The 21,493-nt window shown below is 47.0% G+C and carries 17 protein-coding genes; 10 read left to right on the forward strand and 7 right to left on the reverse strand.

The genetic code is table 11. From position 1 onward, the window contains the following. Positions 1-7: 7 nt before the first annotated feature. From DF182_RS14185 to kbl, 3 genes are all read right to left on the reverse strand, one after another. Positions 8-1,030, reverse strand: a complete 1,023-nt coding sequence (locus tag DF182_RS14185; RefSeq protein WP_113616248.1) for a VWA domain-containing protein — start codon at positions 1,028-1,030, stop codon at positions 8-10. Between the two features lie 193 nt (positions 1,031-1,223). Beyond that, positions 1,224-2,027, reverse strand: a complete 804-nt coding sequence (gene blaOXA / locus DF182_RS14190) for a class D beta-lactamase (protein ID WP_113616893.1) — start codon at positions 2,025-2,027, stop codon at positions 1,224-1,226. A 164-nt stretch (positions 2,028-2,191) separates the two neighbouring features. Continuing rightward, on the reverse strand, positions 2,192-3,379 hold the full coding sequence (gene kbl / locus DF182_RS14195; protein WP_113616249.1) for a glycine C-acetyltransferase: 1,188 nt from the start codon (positions 3,377-3,379) through the stop codon (positions 2,192-2,194). Between the two features lie 385 nt (positions 3,380-3,764). Between kbl and DF182_RS14200 the strand changes: the two genes are divergently transcribed. The 6 genes from DF182_RS14200 (at position 3,765) to DF182_RS14225 (ending at position 10,478) form a co-directional block, all read left to right on the forward strand. Next, on the forward strand, positions 3,765-4,250 hold the full coding sequence (locus tag DF182_RS14200) for an RNA polymerase sigma factor (RefSeq protein ID WP_113616250.1): 486 nt from the start codon (positions 3,765-3,767) through the stop codon (positions 4,248-4,250). 41 nt (positions 4,251-4,291) lie between these two features. After that, a complete protein-coding gene (locus DF182_RS14205; RefSeq protein ID WP_113616251.1) occupies positions 4,292-5,362 on the forward strand; it encodes a tellurite resistance TerB family protein in 1,071 nt (356 codons plus the stop codon). A 17-nt stretch (positions 5,363-5,379) separates the two neighbouring features. Next, a complete protein-coding gene (locus tag DF182_RS14210; RefSeq protein ID WP_113616252.1) occupies positions 5,380-6,342 on the forward strand; it encodes an outer membrane beta-barrel protein in 963 nt (320 codons plus the stop codon). 29 nt (positions 6,343-6,371) lie between these two features. Continuing rightward, entirely contained in the window at positions 6,372-6,695 is a 324-nt protein-coding gene (locus tag DF182_RS14215) for a hypothetical protein (RefSeq protein WP_113616253.1), read from the forward strand. Between the two features lie 168 nt (positions 6,696-6,863). Then, positions 6,864-9,806 (forward strand): M16 family metallopeptidase, encoded by a 2,943-nt coding sequence (locus tag DF182_RS14220; protein WP_113616254.1) that lies wholly within the window; start codon positions 6,864-6,866, stop codon positions 9,804-9,806. 108 nt (positions 9,807-9,914) lie between these two features. Next, a complete protein-coding gene (locus DF182_RS14225) occupies positions 9,915-10,478 on the forward strand; it encodes a L,D-transpeptidase family protein (protein WP_113616255.1) in 564 nt (187 codons plus the stop codon). Between the two features lie 186 nt (positions 10,479-10,664). Here DF182_RS14225 and DF182_RS14230 read toward each other — a convergent pair whose 3' ends face one another. From DF182_RS14230 to DF182_RS14240, 3 genes are all read right to left on the reverse strand, one after another. Continuing rightward, positions 10,665-11,609, reverse strand: a complete 945-nt coding sequence (locus DF182_RS14230; RefSeq protein ID WP_113616256.1) for an alpha/beta hydrolase — start codon at positions 11,607-11,609, stop codon at positions 10,665-10,667. 102 nt (positions 11,610-11,711) lie between these two features. Continuing rightward, positions 11,712-13,625, reverse strand: coding sequence for an acetate--CoA ligase (gene acs / locus DF182_RS14235; RefSeq protein ID WP_113616257.1), 1,914 nt, complete (start codon positions 13,623-13,625; stop codon positions 11,712-11,714). A gap of 288 nt (positions 13,626-13,913) precedes the next feature. Next, positions 13,914-14,180, reverse strand: a complete 267-nt coding sequence (locus DF182_RS14240; RefSeq protein WP_113616258.1) for a hypothetical protein — start codon at positions 14,178-14,180, stop codon at positions 13,914-13,916. A gap of 460 nt (positions 14,181-14,640) precedes the next feature. Between DF182_RS14240 and DF182_RS14245 the strand changes: the two genes are divergently transcribed. After that, positions 14,641-15,252 (forward strand): helix-turn-helix domain-containing protein, encoded by a 612-nt coding sequence (locus DF182_RS14245; protein ID WP_113616259.1) that lies wholly within the window; start codon positions 14,641-14,643, stop codon positions 15,250-15,252. Positions 15,253-15,482: 230 nt separating this feature from the next. Here DF182_RS14245 and DF182_RS14250 read toward each other — a convergent pair whose 3' ends face one another. Continuing rightward, positions 15,483-16,019 (reverse strand): 5' nucleotidase, NT5C type, encoded by a 537-nt coding sequence (locus tag DF182_RS14250; RefSeq protein ID WP_113616260.1) that lies wholly within the window; start codon positions 16,017-16,019, stop codon positions 15,483-15,485. Between the two features lie 84 nt (positions 16,020-16,103). Between DF182_RS14250 and DF182_RS14255 the strand changes: the two genes are divergently transcribed. From DF182_RS14255 to carB, 3 genes are all read left to right on the forward strand, one after another. Then, complete coding sequence (locus DF182_RS14255; protein ID WP_113616894.1) at positions 16,104-16,850, forward strand: DeoR/GlpR family DNA-binding transcription regulator; 747 nt, start codon at positions 16,104-16,106, stop codon at positions 16,848-16,850. Between the two features lie 69 nt (positions 16,851-16,919). Further along, positions 16,920-18,080, forward strand: coding sequence for an MFS transporter (locus DF182_RS14260; RefSeq protein WP_245957441.1), 1,161 nt, complete (start codon positions 16,920-16,922; stop codon positions 18,078-18,080). Positions 18,081-18,480: 400 nt separating this feature from the next. Continuing rightward, positions 18,481-21,297, forward strand: a complete 2,817-nt coding sequence (gene carB / locus DF182_RS14265) for a carbamoyl-phosphate synthase large subunit (protein WP_113616261.1) — start codon at positions 18,481-18,483, stop codon at positions 21,295-21,297. Positions 21,298-21,493 lie beyond the last annotated feature (196 nt).

Below are 21,493 nucleotides of genomic sequence, written 5' to 3' on the forward strand. Positions count from 1 at the left end.
GTATAAATTAAGCGGTGGCTGTTTCTGCGGGTACGCGTTGGCGGCGTACTTCAGGAATAAAAAATTCAATCAGCAACAGCACCAGGCACAGGCCGAGGAAATATTGAAAATAGCTGTTATAATCTGTAAATACGTTTTCCCCGAACTCTTTCTGTTCCATGCTGTCGATCTTGTTTACCAGCGAGTTCACCACATCATCGGTATTGTTGTCCAGATGCTGATAAATACCTTTACCGGCGGCAGCGATCCCTTTCAGTTCACCTTCATTGAGTTTGGAGATAACGGTATTGCCTTCCCGGTCCTTTTTGTAACCGCCTGTTTCCGGGTCGGGGAGTGGGGATCCGGCTACGGAGCCGATACCGATGGTGTTGGTGACTACGCCGTTATCAAAAGCTGTTTTGGTTTTCTGGAGGGCTGTTTCATCATGGTCTTCTCCATCGGAGATGATGATCAGCGCTTTGTGTTTCCTTTCTTTTTTGTTGAATGCATCATCACTTACCTGAATAGCCTGTCCGATGGCAGTACCCTGTGTAGGGATCATATCGGGGGATACGGTGCTGAGATACATTTTGGCAGCGGAGTAGTCGATGGTGAGCGGCATTTGCAGGTAAGCGTTGCCGGCAAATACAACCAGGCCGATACGGTCGTTGTCGAGTTTGTCCATCAACTTGCTGATCAGTTGTTTGGCACGGGTAAGCCTGTCGGGCTGAATATCCGTGGCCATCATACTTTTACTCACGTCGAGGGCGATTACTACATCTACTCCCTTACGGGTGATTTTTTCCATGCGGCTGCCTTTCTGCAGATTGGCCAGTCCCAGCACACCAAAAAAGAAAGCCAGGAAAATGAGCAGAAATTTAAACACAAACAGTTTGCGGGAGTAGCCGGTAAACAGTTTCTCTACCAGGGCAGGATCACCCATGCGGCGTATGGAGCGTCGCTTCCACCAGGACACGCCCAGGAACGCCAGCTGCAGTACCAGCAATAAAGTCAGCGCCCATAAATATTCACTATGCTGAAAACGTAACATATACAATTTTAAGATCGCTTGCCCAGGGCAAGATCTCAAAAATAATTTTTTTGTCACGTATTACAAGAGCGGGGATAGGGGTTTAGGTTTTTTTTAACGCAGAGATGGGCTATAAAGCAGGAAAGGAGCGAAAGAGCGTGAAAATTTTTCGCTCCTTTCGCTCCTTTCCTGCTTTATAGAAAGCCTTTGTTGATTACATTTCGCCTTTAAAATAACCGGCATCTGTAAGGATATTCCGGAGAATATCCATCCGTGCTTTGGTCATGTCAAACTTCGGATCTTCGCTCTCCAGGTTGAGCACAAAGAAGCTGGGATGTCTGTTTTCCTCTATCCAGCCTACTACCCAGCCAATCTGTTTAGGTCCTACAATGCCCCATCCGGTTTTGTAAGACAGCTCATACTTCTGCGTTTTTTCCATGAGCATCACGTCACGTACTGCTTTCATGTTGGTTTTGGCAAAAGGTAGCTGATCGAAGTACAGTTTTTTTACAAAGCCCAGTTCTTCATCAGAGGAGATCTGCAGGGAATTGTCCAGCCAGAAGGTATCGATACGGCTGATTTTCATGTTACCGTATTTTACGGAGTCGAGCCATAACTGCATATTGGTTTTGCCGATGCGGCGGGCCACCTCCTGAAAGTAAGGAACAGACGATACTTTAAAGGCCTCCTGCATGCTCATGTCTTTGTTCCATTCCAGGTCGGGGCGTGTAACGCCATCCCAGGGAATGACCATGCTGGTATCGGAGATCACACCGGTTTGCAGACCTACGAGGGAGTTAAAGATCTTGAAGGTGGATGCTGGCAGGAAACGTTCCTTGGCCCTGTCCAGGTTATACACTTTAAATGTTCCCTGGGCATTGTTGAATAACATAAAGGTGCCTTCCACCTTGTACTGGGTAAAATATTTTTCCCAGCTTTTTTCTTCCTTGACATTATTCGGTGCGCAGGCCGTCATCAGAAGCCCCAGCGCTAATACCATCCAGCCGAGTCGTTTCATCAGTATAATGAGATTTGGTAAATTAATCAGGTGCAAAAGTAGGGAAGAAAAGTTACGATTAGAGAATTGTCTCCTGAAAAGGACCAAGCCGTTTCTAATAGCCCAGGACTTCAGTCCTGGAGGCTATAGAAACGGCTTGGTCCTTTATTTTCAATGGGTTGTGATTATTTGATCACACCCAGTTCCTTGCCTACTTTGGTAAATGCGGTGATGGCTTTGTCGAGGTGGGCCTGTTCGTGGGCAGCGCTGAGCTGAACGCGGATACGGGCTTGTCCTTTTGCAACTACGGGGAAGAAGAAGCCGATCACGTAGATACCTTCTTCCAGCAGTTTTTCTGCCATCTTTTGGCTCAGCACGGCGTCGTACAGCATTACGGGTACGATAGGGTGGTCACCGGGTTTGATATCGAAGCCGGCTTCCGTCATTTTGGTACGGAAATATTTGGTGTTGTACTCCAGTTTATCGCGCAGGGCGGTAGTTTCGCTCAGCATATCCAGTACAGCGATGGAAGCACCTACGATGCTGGGCGCCACAGAGTTGGAGAACAGGTACGGACGGCTGCGCTGGCGCAGGAGGTCGATCACCTCTTTGCGGCCGCTGGTGAAACCTCCGGAAGCACCGCCGAGGGCCTTACCGAGGGTACCGGTGATGATGTCTACCCGGCCCATTACATTACGGTATTCGTGGGTACCACGGCCGGTTTTGCCGAGGAAACCGGAAGAATGGCTTTCGTCGGTCATAACGATAGCGTCATATTTATCGGCCAGTTCACAGATCTTGTCCAGTTGGGCGATGGTTCCGTCCATGCTGAAGGAGCCGTCGGTAACGATGATACGGCTACGGCAGTCTTTGGCTTCCTGCAGCTTGGCTTCCAGGTCGGCCATGTTGTTATGTTCATAACGGAAGCGTTGTGCTTTACACAAACGTACCCCGTCGATAATGGAGGCATGGTTCAGGGCGTCAGAGATAATGGCGTCCTGTTCACCAAACAGCGGCTCAAATACGCCACCGTTGGCATCAAAAGCGGCCACATACAGAATGGTGTCTTCTGTGCCCAGGAATTTGGCGATTTTCAGCTCCAGCTCACGGTGTATGTCCTGAGTACCGCAGATAAAGCGGACACTACTCATGCCATAGCCATGGGTGTCGATGGCTTCTTTGGCGGCCTTTACCACAGCTGGGTGGGAAGACAGTCCCAGGTAGTTATTGGCGCAGAAATTCACGACAGTCTTACCGCCAACCTGTATTTCTGCTCCCTGCTCAGACGTAATGATACGTTCTCTCTTATACAGACCGGCATTGTTGATTTCCTCCAGTTCTTCCCGTAAACGGGATATAAACTTCTCATTCATAGTAAGTACAATATTTTAATAACGCTTTTGCAAAGTTATAGGCAATAAATGTATTACGATTATGTGTGGCATGAACAGGTAAGGGCTTCGACTGTAAAAAGTTTGACCGAGGTGTAACATTTGCCGGCAGCATTCCGTCATAGTACTATCATGCTTAACGATGCCATGTAGCGGAAAACTGGAGATTGAACCGGAGAAAAACAGATAAAATAATGATATGCTGGATAATGGGTTGATGATCAGTTTTTAAGATACTTTTCCTGCTATGCAAATCAGAAATGAGGATGCCAATGAATGAGAAGGTGTGGGTAAGGCTGGATGATGGCCATGATAGGTATTAAAAGTAAATGTCGGAACTTAGCACAAAAATCCCGCACCAACCGGAATGACGGAAAAGGAGTACAATAAATGTGTGGATCTGTATTCGGACAATATATTCCGCTTTATTATTAAAAATCTGGATCATGCGGAGGATGCCAGAGACGTAGTACAGAACGCATTCGAAATATTATGGAAGCACTGTCAGGATGTGCCTTTTGAAAAGGCAAAGTCATACCTGTTTACAGTTGCGTACCATAATATGATCGATCATGTACGTAAAACAAAGCGGGTAACACTGGTAGATGAATTTAGAGATGAGATGAAGGTGGCAGATCATAAGATTAATAATGCTAAAGAAGTGATTGCCAGGGCATTAGCTAATCTAAGTGAGGTGCAGCGGTCGCTGGTGTTGCTGAAGGACTATGAAGGTTACAGCTATGAAGAGATCGGGGAAATTATGGAGCTGAATCCTTCTCAGGTAAAGGTTTACCTCCATCGGGCCAGGATACATCTGAAAAATTACCTGGTAAAGATGGAAAACGTTATATAAAATTTTTATAATTGTTAATTGATTAATAATAAATAGATTTTTTGGCTGTAGGTATTAACATATCAAATTACGAGTCCTACCTGCTCAGTTATGTGGATAATGAACTGAATGAGTCGGAGAAAGCTGCCCTTATGCAGTTCCTGGAACAGCACCCACAACTGCGGGCTGAGCTGGAACTGCTGGAAAATATCTGCGTGGCGCCCGATGAGCAGCTGGTATTCGATAATAAAGCAGCCCTATACCGGACTTCCTCTGCTGAGACCACAGATTACGAGTCTTTGATGCTGAGCCTGGTAGACGGAGAGCTGTCTGCTGAAGAAACAGCCGGGTTAAAGTCCTGGTTGCAGCATCAGCCCCAGGCACAACAGGAGCTGGCTCTGTTGCAGCTGGTCAAACTGGAACCAGACCACCGGATAGTATTTGAAAACAAAGCCAGTCTGTACCGCAGTACCAGCAAAGGACGGATTATTCCGGCCTACTGGTGGGGGGCAGCCTCTACCGCTGCTGTGGTAGCAGGATTGCTGATCTGGCTGCTGCCTGCCGGTAACCGGCATACCAGCCAGTCTGTGACCAGCCCTATGGCTCATAACACTATAGCACCGGTAATGCATGAGGCTCCGGTTGCCAGCCCAGTACCACACGAGTCCCCGGCCGTTGCAGCCGCTGCCCGGACAGCAGGCGCTGGTGAAGCAGCCCGGCTGAACATCAGAAAAAAGGAAATTGTCCCGGCTAAAAAGAACACTTCTTCTACTCCGGATGTTAGTACAGCAGCAAACAATACTGTAGCAGTAGCACCTGCACCGGCAGAGGCCCCTGTGATCTCAGCACTGCCTTCTCCCCGGAATACATCCGATGAAGTAGTGGAAAAACACCTGCAGAATACCGGTATTGCTGCCTCGAGTCCGGCAGATAACAATCACCCCAGGGAAACGGTAATGGCCGCTAATATCCCGGCAGCCAGCAAAACCGTTGCTGCAAGCCCGGTAGCCGCAACACCTGCTCCTTCTCCGATAAAAGGAGAACTGATCCTATCTGTCAGCGGAAGTGACAGCCGTATTCTGGACAAAGTCACCAATGTTGCAAAATTTTTCTCCCGAAAAAGGAATAAATAAAATGATGGTAAAAACATATGAAGCATAAAGTTTTACTCTGTTTATTACTGGTATTATGTGTAGGGTTGGCCCAGGGACAAAATGTTGACACCAGCCACCAGGGTATCACAGCAGCTGCTGTTGCAGCTCCCCTTCCGGACACCTTCTGGATCAAAGGTCTGATCATCATCAAAGGAAAAACTGAAAAGGGCCGCAATTCCTATAAAATTTATAGCGATACAGCCTACGCCCGTGCAAAGCTGAAAAAGAACCTGCATACCAGGTGGTTTGTCTTCGATATCGGGTTCAATAATTATATCGACAGAAGTGAGTATAATGGTGCCAGTTATATTGCATGGTACCCCAATACCACCAATTTTTACAATGGCGCCATGCCTGCTGCCAAAACCTACGACTACTCCGGCGCAGGGTTGGCCACTTTTGCACCCAGAGAAGGAAGTGAACCATTAACACCAGCTGAATTTAAACTTATCACCGGAAAATCGATCAATTTTAATATCTGGCTTTTTGAACAACGGTTGAATATAACAAAACACAAGTTGAACTTGTTATATGCCTTAGGATTGGAGATGAACAACTTCAGGTATGCCCGAAATATAACTTACCAACCTGGTTATACAACCAGGATTATCAGGGATACAATAGAGTTTTCAAAAAACAAGTTATTTGCCGAATATATATCGATCCCGGTGATGCTTAACTTTAATTCTAACCCGGCCCGCCCTAATCGCGCATTTCAGGCGAGCTTTGGTGTCTCCGGTGGTTACCTGATCAAATCCAGAACCAAACAAATCAGTGAAGAAAGAGGCAAAGTGCGGAAAACCGATGATTTCAACCTCAACAAATGGCGTTTCGGACTCACTAGTGAACTTGGCTATGGCCCTGTGAAACTCTATGGAAACTTCGCCCTCACGCCTTTGCACGACTACGGATTACAGCAATATCCGTTTTCTATTGGGTTGCGGTTAAATGGATTCTAACATTTTTTGACCAGACCAAAAATATCTTTATGCGTTCATTCATCGCCCTGATGGCGTGTATTGGTTGTATTGCCTGGGTGCATTCCTGTGATAAACGCCTGCTTGGTGTAAAAGTCACCAGAAATTCGGGTGGAAATCTGCAACTTCCTGTCGATGTTCCGGCTATTGCCAGCAACCAGGAAGCCCCGCAGAAAATTTTTGCGACAGCCAGCCGGCCTGCCGTTCATACAACTCCATCCAAACCCACAATTGCCAAAAAACGCCATCATGCTGTGCCGCCCGCCGATTCTCTCTGGAACGGACTGGTAGCCAGTAAACACTCAAATTTTTTATTGAATAACCTAATTCCTTGATTTTTAATTAGATAAGTTGTGTGCTTGTCTTGTGATGCTGATTGATTTTCAATCGGTTGTATATGCCTATGCCTTGCCGTTCATAGAATTATCATTTTTTTAGCGCGGTTATTTTTCCCCTTCCGGTTATATTTGGTGACAATTTCTAAACCAACCAACAGATTTCTTATGAAACTGCTTAAACTAACTGTATCGCTGTTGTTGTTTGCAGGAACACTGCAAACAGCCATTGCGCAGGGGAAATTCCAATGGAAAGACGCCACCTCCGGAGGCTACTCCTATCGTTATGTAACAGACGACCCCATGAAAGCTCGTTTTTATACCCTGAAGAACGGCCTTACTGTTGTATTGAGTGTCAATAAAAAAGAGCCCCGCATCCAGACACTGATCGGTACCCGCGCTGGTAGTAACAACGATCCGAAGGATCATACCGGCCTGGCCCACTACCTGGAACACCTGCTCTTTAAAGGCACCCAGCAATATGGTTCTCTCGACTGGGCTAAGGAAAAACCTTATATCGACCAGATCGAACGCCTGTATGATAAGTACAACAAAACAACAGACCCCGCCGCTCGTAAAGCCGTATATCATGAGATCGACAGCGTTTCCGGCATAGCCGCTAAATACGCTATCGCCAACGAATACGATAAAATGATGACCGGCATGGGAGCCCAGGGTACCAACGCACATACCTGGGTGGAAGAAACCATCTACGAAGAGGATATTCCTTCCAACGCCATCGATAAATACCTGACCGTTCAGTCAGAAAGATTCCGTGACCCGGTATTCCGCCTCTTCCATACTGAACTGGAAGCTGTATATGAGGAAAAAAACCGTGGCCTCGATAACGACGGCCGCAAAGTATATGAAACCCTGCTGGCAGCACTGTTCCCTACCCATAACTACGGGCAGCAGTCTACCATCGGTACCATAGAACACCTCAAAAATCCAAACCTGAAGGCCATCCGCGACTTCTACAATACCTATTACGTGCCTAATAATATGGCTATCGTAATGGCTGGTGACTTTGATCCGGACTACGTGATCAAAACCATCGACAATAAGTTTGGCTACATGAAAGCTCAACCGGTAAAAGAATACAAACCTGCTCCGGAAGCAGCTTTCAAAGCTCCAGTGGTAAAAGAAGTATTCGGTCCTGATGCAGAAAGCATCGATATCGCCTTCAGACTGCCCGGTGCTCTGGATACCAAATCCTCACTGGTATTGGGTGTGCTCTCCAGCATCCTGCAAAATGGTAAAGCTGGTCTGCTCGATCTCAACATCAACAAACAACAGAAAGTCCTGAATTCAAGCGCCGGTGTAATGTCTCTGAAAGACTACTCTATCCTGTCTTTATCTGGTAAAGCCAAACCTGGCCAAACACTGGACGACGTTAAAAGCCTGCTGCTGGGTCAACTGGACATCCTCAAAAAAGGAGAGTTCGATGAGTCGCTCGTGAAAGCGATTGTTAACAACGCAAAACTGTCTGAACTGCAGGGCCTGGAAAGCAACAATACCCGCGCTACTTCCATCATGGATGCTTTCATTAAGAGCAAAGGCGCCAACTGGACCTACGATGTGGCCTATGTGGATGATATGGGTAACGTGACCAAAAAACAGATCGTTGACTACGCCAATCAATACCTCAGCAACAACTATGTAGTGGTGTACAAACGTAAAGGCGAAGATAAAAACATCCAGAAGGTAGAGAAACCAGCTATCACCCCGGTAGAGGTAAACCGTGAAGCACAATCTGCCTTCCTGCAGAAAGTAGCTGCGATGCCTGCTACACCAGTGAAGCCTCAGTGGCTGGATTATGAAAAAGATATCCAGACTGCTTCTGTTGGCAATACCAATATGATGTATGTGCAGAACAAAGACAACGGTCTGTTCCGCCTCTATTACCGTTTTGATATGGGCTCCTGGAGCAACAAAAAACTGAGTCTGGCTGCTCAGTACCTGCAATTCCTGGGTACTGATAAATACACTGCAGAACAGATCAGTAAGGAGTTTTACAATATCGCCTGCAACTTCAGCGTAGCTACCTCCGCTGAAAATACAACCATTACTATCACTGGTCTGCAGGAAAACTTCGACAAAGCGGTTACACTGTTTGAAAATGTACTGACACACTGCCAGCCTAATGAAGCTGCACTGGCTTCCCTGAAAGCCCGTATGCAGAAAACCCGTTCTGATGCGAAACTCAACAAGAGCGCTATCATGAAAGGGGTTGTCAACTATGCAATGTTTGGTGCACACAATCCTTTCAATAACCAGCTGAGCCAGGCTGACCTGGATGCCGTGACTGCTACAGAGCTCACCACACTGCTGCATGAACTGCCTTCCTATAAGCATACTGTTATCTACTATGGTCCTCAGTCACTTGCTGCCGCTACTGCTGATGTGAAGAAAGTACACACGCTGCCAGCCAGCTTTAAAGAAGCACCAGCTGCCGTGAAATTCACAAAAACAACCCAGAGCAACAACCAGGTGCTTTTTGCTGACTACGACATGGTACAGACAGAAGTTAACTGGGTAGGTAACGAATCAGTATATGATCCTGCCAATACCGGTGTCATCACCCTGTTCAATAACTACTTCGGCGGAGGCATGGGTTCTATCGTGTTCCAGACCATCCGTGAGTCTAAAGCACTGGCTTACTCAACCTACGCGATGTTTGTATCTCCTGACAAAAAAGGAGAACGTTATTCTCAGATTGCTTATGTAGGTAGTCAGGCAGATAAAATGAATGAGGCTATCAAAGGCATGAATGAACTGCTGAATGATATCCCCCGTTCTGATAAACTGTTAGAGACAGCTAAGGAATCCATGAAGCAGGATATCGAAACAGAACGCATCACCAACGACGGTATTGTCTTCAGTTACCTGGCTGCACAGAAACTGGGTCTGAGCACAGATATCCGCAAACAGGTGTATGAGTCTATCAATAAAATGAATTTCAGCGATGTGAAGAAATTCCACGATGAAAACATTGCACACAAGCCTTACACTTATTGTGTGGTAGCTTCTGAAAAGAAAGTCAATATGGATGATCTGAAAAAAATCGGTCAGGTGAAAACACTTTCCCTGGAAGAGATTTTCGGTTATTAATCCATGCATATTTAAAGCGAAGCGCGGCATACACCTGTATGTCGCGCTTTTTATTGGGTTGCAATAAAAGAATCTTTATCAACGTTATCAGCATTATTTAATCACCCTATGATGAACCGATTTTACTGGTATGCAGTGATACTATTGCTGATGCCATTATCCGCATTTGTTGGTAACAGTGATCTGTACAATGTACGGCTCACTACCAGTAATGTCAATCCGGATAAGATTTTCCTGCTGATAGACAAGAGCGATTACCGCATGTACCTTTATGAAGATGTAACACTGAGAAAAATTTACAAGGTTGTTTTTGGTAATAAAGACCAGGGAGACAAAGAAGTGGAAGGAGACCGGAAAACACCGGAAGGTACTTTTCATATTCTGAGCAAAAGACTGGACAATCGCTGGAGCCGTTTTATGTTGCTGGATTACCCCAACGAAGACTCCAAACGGAAGTTCCAGCAGCTTCAGAGTGACGGGTCATTGTCACAGAGTGCCACGATAGGCGGTGGTATTGGTATTCATGGCGTAGAGTATGGTGCTGGTATCCGCGATAATTATGTGGATAGCCGCGAGAACTGGACGATGGGTTGTGTGAGTATGAAAAATGCGGACGTAAACGAATTATACGAAATTATTAAAGTAGGAACTCCCGTTGTAATCCGCCGTTAAAAAAGAAAGGTTTTTGCAGCAGTTGGGTCTGGTGTTTTCCAATGGCAGCAGGTGTTTGTACCTTTATACTGCATAAAGTGTATTGCATCTAGTGGTCAGTAATCCGTTACTGTACCATGACTCCAATATATACGGCGGGTCAGGTTCCTGTGAAGAGCGCGCTCCACTCGGATGGTGCGCGCTTTTTTATTGGGCCAGAAAGTCCTGTGTCAGTTTTTTCCAGCGAGGACCGTCTTTCAGGCAAAAGGACTGATGACCGGCATCTTTAAAAATATACAGTTTTTTGTTGGTGGTGGCGAGGTGGCTGAAGACCCGCTGTGTTTCATCGGGCGTGACACGGATATCCTGCTGGCCCCACATATAAAGCACCGGCACCTGTATGTGTGAGGCGTAATCTTCCGGGTTATGGTTGAAGCCCCAGAAGCCCTGTTCTATGCCACCCCAGAAAGTAAGCAACTGCGACAGCGGAACAGCAGGGAGATGAACAGACCGCATGCGGCTTTTTACAGCATCCAGCAGTGTGGCAAATGGTGATTCGAGAATAATTTTTTGTGGAGTGAGATGATATTCAGGTACAGCTTTCAGGATGGCTGCGGCGCCCATACTCATACCCCAGAGGGTGATGGGCTGTTTGGTTTTGGAAGCTACAAAATCCCAGGCCAGTTTTACGTCTTCGGCTTCCTTATAACCGATGCTGCAGGTGCTGCCATCGCTGTTGCCATGTGCACGGAAATCGATCATAAAAGTGCTGTATCCCAGCTGCCGGAACCAGTCGGCTTCCGGCAGGTGCGACCCTTTATTGCCGCCATAGCCATGGAAGAGGATAACCGCACCTTTGGCGTTGGCTACCGGCATCCACCAGCCTTCCAGGTGCAGGCCGCTGGAAGTGAGGAGCCTGACAGTTTCATAAGGTACATCAGGATGGGCGCTGGTAATAGATTTAGATAACCGTACTCCCAGAAAAATGATCTGTAGTTTTTCACCTGTGTTCATTTCTTCCGGGCGTTTGTTGCGGTGGCGGTTATCTTCATAGAAGTGGGTGAACTTCCAGGCGTGGAAGGCCGCAATGAAGTTGAGCAACAGCACGAGGAACAGCAGGGGATACAGGACTTTTTTGAGAATGCGCCGCATGTGGATGTTTAAATTTTGCACAAAGGTCTGATAAAGCAACAAAGGAGCAAAGAGTGCGTTTTGGCACCATTGCTCCTTTGTTGCTTTAATATGGGTACTGGCTTACAGTTTTCCTTTTTTGATTTCGTCTACTACCGAAGGATCGAGGAGAGTAGAAGTGTCGCCCAGGTTATCGAGGTCGTTTTCTGCGATTTTGCGCAGGATACGGCGCATGATTTTGCCGGAGCGGGTTTTAGGCAGACCGCTTACAATCTGGATTTTATCCGGTTTGGCGATCGGGCCTATGATGCGGGACACGGTTTGGGCGATATCTTTTTTGGTGAGTTCTGCGTCATGTGACAGCCTTTCCAGGATCACGTAGGCGTAGATACCCTGACCTTTGATATCGTGGGGGTAGCCTACCACAGCGCTTTCTATGACACCCGCGTGCATATTAATGGCGTTTTCCACTTCTGCGGTACCAATACGGTGGCCACTGACGTTGAGTACATCATCTACGCGGCCGGTGATGCGGTAGTGCCCGTCTTCGTCGCGCATACAGCCGTCTCCGGTGAAGTAGAGATTTTCGTATGTGGAGAAGTAGGTTTTACGGAAGCGTTCATGATCGCCGTAGGTGGTGCGGAGCATACCAGGCCATGGGAATTTGATGCAGAGGTTACCGTTTACGCCGTTGCCTTTCACTTCCTGACCATTTTCGTCTACCAGGATCGGCTGAACGCCGGGGAGTGGTAGGGTGGCGAAACCGGGTTTTTCCGGGGTGACGCCGGCAATAGGGGTGATCATGATACCGCCTGTTTCTGTTTGCCACCAGGTGTCAACGATAGGGCAGCGGCCTTTGCCGATATTGTCTTTAAACCAGTGCCATGCTTCTTCGTTAATTGGTTCGCCTACGCTGCCGAGTTTTTTCAGGGAGCTGAGATCTTTATGATTAACCGGGCCGAGACCGTATCCCATGAGGCTGCGGATGGCGGTAGGAGCGGTGTAGAGGGTGTCTACCCTGAATTTGTCAACGATTTCCCACAGTCTGCCGGCATCCGGATAAGTAGGCATGCCTTCAAACATGAGGGTGGTGGCGCCTGCGCTGAGCGGGCCATATACGATGTAGCTGTGACCGGTGATCCAGCCTATGTCTGCGGTGCAGAAAAATACTTCGCCGCGTTGATGCTGGAAGGTATTGACGAAGGTGTAGTTGGTATATACCATGTAGCCGCCGCAGGTGTGTACTACACCTTTGGGTTTGCCGGTAGAGCCGGAAGTATAGAGGATGAAGAGCATGTCTTCTGCATCCATTTCTTCGGCGGGGCAGGGAGGGTTGCCCATGGTTTCCACTTGTTTGATTTCATCTTCCCACCAGCTATCTCTTCCTTTAAGCATGCTCACCGGAGTGCGGGTGCGAGTGCATACAATTACTTTTTTCACGGAAGGGCAGCTCATCAGCGCGTCGTCGATAACGGATTTCAGCGGAATGTCTTTATTGCCGCGGAAAGCGCCGTCACAGGTGATTACCAGGCTGGCCTGGGCATCTTGTATCCTGTCGGCAATGGACTGGGCGCTGAAGCCGCCGAAAACCACAGAGTGGATAGCGCCGATGCGGGCACATGCCAGTACAGCGATGGCCAGTTCAGGAATCATGCCCATATAGATACATACGCGGTCGCCTTTTTTAACGCCGTTGTTTTTGAGTACATTGGCGAACTGGCATACCTTATTGTATAAATCGCGATAAGTGATGATACGGTGATGCTCTTCGGGGTCATTGGGTTCCCAAATGATGGCAGGGGTATTACCAAGGGTACCGAGGTGGCGGTCCAGACAGTTTTCGGTGATGTTCAGTTTGGCGCCGGAGAACCATTTGATGTCGGGATCTTTGAAATTCCAGTCCAATACTTTGTCCCACTTACGGCGCCACATGAAGTGGTCTGCCACATTGGCCCAGAATCCTTCCGGGTCCATTACACTCTGTTGATACGCCTGTTGATAATCTTCTAAAGTCTTAATCTGGTATGGGTACGACATAGCACCATCATTTGTTTATTGGTTAAGTAGATTTTTTCCTAACGGGCTTTAAATTTAAGAAAAACCCGACGGTTCGCTAGAGAAAATCTAAAAAAACATGTTAAAACCAGATTATTTTTCAAAATACATTTGAAGAAAGGCCATGGTAAAGCACCTTTAGGGCATGGCAATCGCTGCCCTTTGAAAGGGAGAGACTTGCATGCCGCCAAAGGTGTTTGGAAAGGTGGACAATGGGACTTGTTGTCACAGCAGCGGGGCTGTCTGTGAAAGGGAGGTGGGCGGTGTGGGTTACTTACGGTATTTAGCCATGGACTTCCAGAAGGCATCGTATACTTCGTCCATGATTTCCACAATCCGCTGTCTTTCGGCGCTGCTGAGATAAGTGCTTTGTTTGCCTTTGTCAGCAGGGCCACGGGTTTCTTTGGCCCGCATTTTCCGGTAGAAAGTAGGTGTGCTCCAGTTACAGTCTTCACAAACCCTTTCCCGGAATCCGGCCGCAAGACCGGAGAACTTTTCATGAATTGCAAAAAGAAGATTTGAGGGTTCCCGGCTCATAATGTGGGATTACTTTAGATTTTTAAATAACCCAATTATTTACACATTGTTATCACCGCTAAAATGATAATCGTTTAGGCCATAATTAAATGTGTTTCTAATTGTGCAAATTATCATCATAAAATTACACTATTAGTTTTAAAAAAATATGGGTAACCCTTTACTGTACTGGATTTGATGGTTTGTTAAGACAGATTTTCAATCAAGTTACGGGGAGAAATTTTCATCATGATTTTATGTGATCATCTATTCACATGTTAAACAGTCAAAGGAGGGTTAATTACATTCAAAATGATGTGAAAAAAATATTTTCAGCGTTCGTGTATGCCTAAAAGTTATGACTGATTTTCATACAAATGGACTTGTGATCATTTTATTATTTTTTGCTGCATTTCTATATTTTTATTTACGAAATGAAAGATTAATTGTTATATTATACAATTATTTATAAAAAGCTTAAATGATGCAGTCGAGTTTGATACACATGGGCCAGCGGCTAAAGCAGATACTGAAGCAGAAAAAAATAAAAATCATCGATTTTGCTAAAATGGCCGGCTTTACTAATCAGATCGCCCACTATCACCTGAGAAACAGCGACATGAAACGGGTTAACCTGGAACGTTTCTGTCAGCTGATAGAAATCACCCCTGATGAATTTATCCGGTGGAACGGCAGCACCCAACTGGCAAACGGGAAAAATATCCACCACGGCAACCGGCTACAGGACCTCATCGCTGAAAAAGGACTCAACAAAAGCAAACTGGCCGAACGCCTCAATATGAGCAGGCGGACCATGTACAATGTTTTTGAAAAGGAAACATTTTCACCGGATGAGCTGGACCGGGTAGCCCGCGGTTTGGACATGACCACAGAAGCTTTCCTCAATCCCGGCACCATACAGGAAACCCGGCAAACGGAAAGCGAGGAAATGATGGTGCTTCGTGAGAAGTATTACAAAATCCTGGAGGAGCATAACCAACTGCTGAAGAATTATGCCGCCATTAAAGATGATATGATCAAACTGAAAAAAGAGCTGGTCACGTACCGTAAAGGCAAAGCAAAGAAAGCCTGAAAAACAACGTAAAGCCTATATCAGTACTATCCTCTACATGCACATGCGCAGCTGGCGTATACTCCGGCAAAAAATATAATCAATAATGAACCGGCATAACCCATCCGGTTGATATCTACCATCCAACCGTATAAATATGAAGACAGAGACCACCTGGCTCAATAAGGCCAGCAGTGGATGGGGCTTGTATTGTCAATACCCTGGTGATGCCGGTAGTGTGGCGAAAACGCCTAAAGCACGGCAGGAGCGGTGGCCAGCAATTCTTCTGCTACCTCTTCCCAGTTGTTCACCCGCTTGTAATCTGTCAGATTGATATTATGCGGAGCTGTAAATAATAACCTTTCTCCTTTAAAGTAGCGCAGGTTTTTATCGTGGTCATCGATCATGTAATCCGCTTCCACAATGGTTTTGGAGCCGCAGAATACAATATTTTTCCAGCTGATGAACGGATAGTGCTCGTTCAGCCATTCCAGTTTCTCCTGAAGAGACAACGGAAACTCCATCGCGGCGGAAACAATGAATACCTCATATTTTTCACACAGGGCTTTAATTACTTCCTGGCTGCCTGGCATTACCGGTGCCGTCCTGAAAAAGCCAGGAGTGTTCAGAAACTGGCGTACCATCCCTTCCGGTAAGGCTTCTCCTTCGGGAACCCCCTGGAGGGTTTCGGAGTCTAACTTAATGCCGTGCGCTGCTTCGTAATAAGTAAGATAATGTGTAGTGATGTCTGCCATTACATTATCCATGTCGATTGCAATTCTTGCCATATTTTGCTATTTCTTGCAAAGATATGCAGTATTTTGCAAATTGTTGCAAAATATTTCATAATATTGCAGAAAATAGCAGGTGTTATGTTAAAAGAGGAAAGGCTCGATTATATATTGAAAAAGCTCCAGGCCGATCAAAAGGTACTGCAGGCGGAGCTAAGCACTGATTTACAGGTGTCTGAGGATACTGTGCGCCGGGATCTGGAAGTGCTGGCTCAAAACGGTCAGCTTATCAAAGTAAGGGGAGGGGCTATCCCGCATTCTCCTAATCCGCTGGCATTTAAGGAGAGAAGCGCGCTGCATGAAGCAGATAAACAACATATCGCCCGCAAAGCGCTTTCTTTTCTGCATGACGGGCAAACAATCATCATAGATGGAGGAACTTCTACGCTGGCACTGGTGAAACTGTTCCCGCTCAATCTGCGGCTGACAGTCATCACCAACAGCGTTCCGATTGTTGCGCAACTCGTGGAACATCCAACCATTGAAGTGATATTTACTGGTGGCCGTATCGGCAAAATCTCCCAGACAGCCTGCGGTATGGAAACCATACGCATGCTGCAGAAGGTCCGTGCCGATCTCAATTTCATGGGTATTTGCAGTCTGCATCCTGATGCCGGCGTAACTGGCCTGGACCTTGAGGAAGCAGAGGTTAAAAGCGTGATGGTGGAATCGGCCAATAAAAACATTGCACTGGCCACCAGTGATAAAATGGGTACGGCAGAGCCATTCAAGGTATGCGATATTACTGAGCTGGATACAATTGTTACAGACAATCCTGACCTGCCTTCGCTCAAACCGTATTTAAACCTGGGTATACAGGTGATTTAAACCTGGGTATACAGGTGATTTAACCGCTTAAAAACGGAAGTATTTTTTTATCTGATCTGATCTGAACTGATGATGATGTTACAGGAATTATCGGCACCGGTAATACATAAGAGAGGTGCACGTATAGCGGTGAGTGCGTTGTTTTTCCTTACCGGCCTATGTTTCGCCAGCTGGGCTTCGCGTATACCTGATATACAGCAGGCACTACATATGAATGATGCCGGACTGGGAAGTGTGTTGCTGGCGCTGCCGGTAGGTTCACTTATTTCCTTGCCGGTGGCGGGAGTGCTGGTGTCCCGCTTTGGAAGCAGGCAGGTACTGATTATGGCGGCAGTCGCTTATGGGGTGCTGTTGCCCGTGCTGGGGCTGGCCCGGACCCCCTGGGAATTAATCACGGTGCTGATCTGTTTCGGCTTTTGTGGCAACCTGGCCAATATTGCAGTAAACACCCAGGCTGTGGCCGTAGAGGCAATGTATGGAAGGTCTATTATGGCTTCTTTTCACGGATTGTGGAGTGTCGCAGGTTTTACAGGGGCTGCCATCGGAACCGCGATGAGCGGGCTGAACATTGCGCCGGTATATCACTTCCTGCTGATTACCGGTATTGCCTGGACACTGGTATTGCTGACCATGCGTCATATAGTACAGCAGGATGCAAATGTGCAACCGAATCAGCCTTTGTTTGTCAAACCTGACCTTTTCCTGCTGACGCTGGGTATAATCGCTATGTGTTCCATGATATGCGAGGGGACTATGTTTGATTGGAGCGGCGTGTATTTTCGCAGGGTAGTGCATGTACGGGATGGTCTTTCGGGCGCTGGTTATGCAGCTTTCATGAGTACCATGGCTTCCGGCCGCTTTGTGGCCGACTGGATGATCACCCGGCTGGGTACCAGAAAGATGTTGCTGATCAGCGGTATCCTTACTGCCAGTGGGTTGCTGATAGCGGTGATATTCCCTTATTTTATCAGTGCCATGTTTGGTTTTATGCTGGTAGGCGCGGGTGTCTCGTCTGTAGTACCGCTGGTATATAGTGCAGCCGGCAAGTCAAAAGTGATGTCTCCGGGAATGGCGCTGGCGGCGGTTTCTACCATTGGTTACCTGGGCTTTTTGTTTGGCCCGCCACTGATTGGTTTTGTGGCACAGGCCACCAGCCTGGCCGTTTCTTTTTCCATCATAGCAGTGATGGGAGCAGCTATTGCGGTGATGTCCACACGTGTAAAATTGTAATAAATATAATATCATGGCAAAGCTCGGGCTTCAAAGTATGGCCCGGGCTTCAGCATCATCCAACTGTATCAGGTCACTATAAATTCCCTGCACTTCAACCTATACAAGCAGAGCGAGCACTAGCGGCATCCAGCGCATCAGATCACTATAAACTCCCTACACCTCAATCTACACAAATATAGCCCAGTGTTTCAGTCCTGAGATTGGGAAATGATCGTCATATGTTATAATTATTGTATTCAAAAAAAGCTTATAGTCATCTTTCTCACAAAAATCTTTTCTAAAAAATCAAATTTAATTCCACTATTAAATTTCAAATGACGTAACTTTGCACGATTTTTTTGGTCCCTCGCACGGCATTAAAATCAATGTGGTTTTTCATTTTCAATAGATTACAAAAATGCCAAAAGACTCATCTATCAAATCTGTCCTCATTATCGGATCTGGTCCCATTATTATTGGTCAGGCTTGCGAATTTGACTATTCCGGTTCACAGGCAGCTCGTTCGCTGCGGGAAGAAGGAATTAAAGTGATTTTGATTAATTCCAACCCGGCTACCATCATGACGGACCCTATGATGGCCGATAAGGTTTATTTGCTCCCATTAACCGTGGAAAGCATTGAGCAGATTCTGGAAGAAAACCAGATTGACGCTGTATTGCCTACCATGGGTGGTCAAACAGCGCTGAACCTTTGTAAAGAGGTAGATGAGCTGGGAATATGGGAAAAGAACAACGTTCGCCTCATTGGTGTAGACATCAAAGCGATCGACAAGGCTGAAGACCGTGAACAGTTCCGTCAGTGGATGATCCAACTGGGCATACCGGTAGCGCCTGCAAGAACGGCCAACTCTTTCCTGGAAGGTAAGGAGTTTGCACAGGAAATAGGCTTCCCGCTGGTAATCCGTCCTTCCTTTACCCTGGGTGGTACAGGTGGTGGCTTCGTTCACAGCAAAGAAGACCTGGACGAAGCACTGGACCGTGGTCTGAAAGCTTCTCCCATCCACGAAGTACTGGTTGAGAAAGCAGTACTCGGATGGAAGGAATTCGAACTGGAACTGCTGCGCGACAAGAATGACAACGTTGTGATCATCTGTACCGTAGAGAACCTCGATCCGATGGGTATCCACACTGGGGACTCCATCACGGTGGCGCCTGCCATGACCCTGAGCGATACCGCTTTCCAGGACATGCGTAACAAAGCCATGATGATGATGCGTGACCTCGGCAACTTCGCCGGTGGCTGTAACGTTCAGTTCTCCCTCAATCCGGAAAATGAAGAGCTGATCGCTATTGAAATCAACCCGCGTGTAAGCCGCTCCTCTGCCCTGGCATCCAAAGCAACCGGTTATCCGATTGCAAAAATCGCTGCCAAACTGGCGATTGGCTACACCCTGGATGAACTGGAAAACCAGATCACCAGAACTACTTCCGCTTTCTTTGAACCTGCGCTGGACTACGTTATCGTAAAAATGCCACGCTGGAACTTCGATAAATTTAAAGGTGCAGACGACACCCTGGGCCTGCAGATGAAGTCTGTAGGTGAAGTAATGGCTATCGGCCGTACTTTCCCCGAAGCGCTGCAGAAAGCCTGCCAGAGCCTCGAAAACGATGCGCTGGGTCTGGGCTACTATGGCAAGTCGCTGATGAGAACGGAAGATCTCATCGAAAAACTGAAACGTCCTACCTGGGATCGTATCTTCCGTATCAAAGATGCCCTGATGGCAGGTGCTTCTGTGAAACATATCCACCAGCAGACACATATCGACCGCTGGTTCCTGCACCAGATACAGGATATCGTAAATCTGGAAAAACAACTGGCTGAGCATGACCTGGAAAGCGTTCCGGCCGACATGCTGAAAGATGCCAAACACATGGGCTTCTCCGACAAACAGCTGGCTATCATCTTCGGTAACTGCGAAGAAGAAGAAGTTTACGAAAAACGTAAAGCCCTCGGCATTGTTCGTACCTACAAAATGGTAGATACCTGCAGCGCTGAGTTTGAAGCTAAAACACCTTACTTCTATTCTACTTTCGATACAGAAAACGAAAGCAAGGTTAGCGATAAGAAAAAAATTATCGTACTGGGTTCCGGTCCTAACAGAATTGGCCAGGGTATTGAATTTGACTACTGCTGTACACACGGTCTGCAGGCAATCCAGGATTGCGGCTATGAAGCGATCATGGTAAACTGTAACCCTGAAACGGTGTCTACCGACTTTGATATGGCCGACAAGCTGTACTTCGAACCGGTATTCTGGGAGCATCTGTGGGAGATCGTTGAGCTGGAAAAACCAGAAGGTGTGATCGTTCAGCTGGGTGGTCAGACTGCTCTGAAACTGGCCAAACGCCTGGAAGAAAAAGGTATCAAAATCATCGGTACTTCTTTCGACAACATGGATATCGCGGAAGACCGCGGCCGTTTCTCCGATATGCTGAAAGACCTCGGTATTCCTTATCCTAAATACGGCACCGCTTACAATACAGACGAAGCTATTGAAGTGGCCAAGGAAGTAGGATACCCTGTGCTGGTACGTCCTTCCTATGTACTGGGCGGACAGCGTATGCGTATCGTGATCAACGAAGAAGAACTGGAACAATCTGTACTGAGCCTGCTGCGTCACCTGCCAGGCAACAAGATCCTGATCGACCACTTCCTGGACCGCTGCCAGGAAGCTGAGATTGACGGTATCTTCGACGGTACTGATTTCCACGTGATGGGTGTAATGGAACACATTGAGCCTGCCGGTATCCACAGTGGTGACAGCCATGCGCTGCTGCCAGCCTTCAATCTCACTCCGATTGAAGTGACTACGATGGAATACTACGCAGAGAAAATTGCCCGAGCACTGAATATCCGTGGTCTCATCAACATTCAGTTTGCTATCAAAGGTGGACAGGTATACGTGATCGAAGCCAACCCACGTGCTTCCCGCACTACACCTTTCATCGCAAAAGCTTACCAGGTGCCTTACCTGAACATCGCTACCAAAGTGATGATCGGTGCCAAAAAGCTGCAGGACTTCACAATTGAAAAGAAACTCACCGGCTTTGCTATCAAAGAACCAGTGTTCTCCTTCAATAAATTCCCGGGCGTGAACAAAGAACTCGGCCCTGAAATGAAGTCCACCGGTGAAGCTATCCGCTTTATTAAAGACCTGAGAGATCCTTATTTCAGGCAGTTGTATAAAGAAAAGAGCATGTACCTGTCTAAATAAGACAGTGTCGGATATAAAAAGCGAAAGCCCGTCAGTATTAAGCTGACGGGCTTTTTGCGTATATTGTTTTAGTTTGGAATTGCTCTAAAATAACAGAGCCTGATAAAGATCAGGCTCCTTCTTTTCCCTCAAAATAACCATTAAAGACACGACTATTGAATCTTGATACGACACAAATAGCGTGACCGGTAATGCA

This window comes from Chitinophaga flava (genome assembly GCF_003308995.1).
Lineage (GTDB): Bacteria > Bacteroidota > Bacteroidia > Chitinophagales > Chitinophagaceae > Chitinophaga > Chitinophaga flava.

Excerpts from the sequence above, each read along its gene's own strand:
- DF182_RS14260 (WP_245957441.1), top strand. The coding sequence starts at position 16,920 with ATGATGATGTTACAGGAATTATCGGCACCGGTAATACATAAGAGAGGT.
- DF182_RS14230 (WP_113616256.1), bottom strand. The coding sequence starts at position 11,609 with ATGCGGCGCATTCTCAAAAAAGTCCTGTATCCCCTGCTGTTCCTCGTG.
- DF182_RS14185 (WP_113616248.1), bottom strand. The coding sequence starts at position 1,030 with ATGTTACGTTTTCAGCATAGTGAATATTTATGGGCGCTGACTTTATTG.
- acs (WP_113616257.1), bottom strand. The coding sequence starts at position 13,625 with ATGTCGTACCCATACCAGATTAAGACTTTAGAAGATTATCAACAGGCG.
- blaOXA (WP_113616893.1), bottom strand. The coding sequence starts at position 2,027 with ATGAAACGACTCGGCTGGATGGTATTAGCGCTGGGGCTTCTGATGACG.
- DF182_RS14250 (WP_113616260.1), bottom strand. The coding sequence starts at position 16,019 with ATGGCAAGAATTGCAATCGACATGGATAATGTAATGGCAGACATCACT.
- DF182_RS14215 (WP_113616253.1), top strand. The coding sequence starts at position 6,372 with ATGCGTTCATTCATCGCCCTGATGGCGTGTATTGGTTGTATTGCCTGG.
- DF182_RS14240 (WP_113616258.1), bottom strand. The coding sequence starts at position 14,180 with ATGAGCCGGGAACCCTCAAATCTTCTTTTTGCAATTCATGAAAAGTTC.
- carB (WP_113616261.1), top strand. The coding sequence starts at position 18,481 with ATGCCAAAAGACTCATCTATCAAATCTGTCCTCATTATCGGATCTGGT.
- DF182_RS14210 (WP_113616252.1), top strand. The coding sequence starts at position 5,380 with ATGAAGCATAAAGTTTTACTCTGTTTATTACTGGTATTATGTGTAGGG.
- DF182_RS14220 (WP_113616254.1), top strand. The coding sequence starts at position 6,864 with ATGAAACTGCTTAAACTAACTGTATCGCTGTTGTTGTTTGCAGGAACA.
- DF182_RS14255 (WP_113616894.1), top strand. The coding sequence starts at position 16,104 with ATGTTAAAAGAGGAAAGGCTCGATTATATATTGAAAAAGCTCCAGGCC.
- DF182_RS14200 (WP_113616250.1), top strand. The coding sequence starts at position 3,765 with ATGACGGAAAAGGAGTACAATAAATGTGTGGATCTGTATTCGGACAAT.
- DF182_RS14245 (WP_113616259.1), top strand. The coding sequence starts at position 14,641 with ATGATGCAGTCGAGTTTGATACACATGGGCCAGCGGCTAAAGCAGATA.
- DF182_RS14225 (WP_113616255.1), top strand. The coding sequence starts at position 9,915 with ATGATGAACCGATTTTACTGGTATGCAGTGATACTATTGCTGATGCCA.
- kbl (WP_113616249.1), bottom strand. The coding sequence starts at position 3,379 with ATGAATGAGAAGTTTATATCCCGTTTACGGGAAGAACTGGAGGAAATC.